Below are 509 nucleotides of genomic sequence, written 5' to 3' on the forward strand. Positions count from 1 at the left end.
CACGCGCAGCTTGTCCGGGCCCAGCCCGGTGGCCGCGCCCAGCTGGTCGGTGCCCATGCCGAACACGTCCAGCGGTCCTGCCTCGGCGAAGGCCGGCAGCAGGTCCGTTCCGGTCACCCGCCAGCGGCGGACCGGCTCGTTGACCACCACGCCCTGGCGTTCCAGTTCCCCGGTGTAGAGCGGACCGGGATCCACGATGCCGTGCTCAATCACGGTGGTCCGGGCTGTTCCGCAGTCCCAGAAGAGGCGGTTGAAGTGGGTGACATGCACGACGGTCATGTCCTGCTGGTCGGCCAGCGGGTGAAGCGAGTTGGGCACGTCCCCCTTGGGGGTGTTGTGCTCCAAAAACACCGCCGGGATGTCCCGTCCCGGCCGGCGACCCAGCAACCGCTCGCATTCCTCGATTTCCTCGGGCCGCTGCAGCACCACGACGTCGGGTTCTTCGTCCCGCAGGCGGTCCGGGTGCACGTCCCGGACCGACGACGGCCAGTCGCGGCCGGCGCGGCCCA

Annotated in this window: 1 pseudogene; it reads right to left on the reverse strand. The window is 70.3% G+C overall.

Annotated elements, in window-relative coordinates:
- Positions 1-509, reverse strand: a pseudogene (locus AC5RUJ_RS18230) (glycosyltransferase family 1 protein); the annotation flags it as partial.

It is taken from the genome of Arthrobacter sp. Y3223164 (assembly GCF_059091005.1).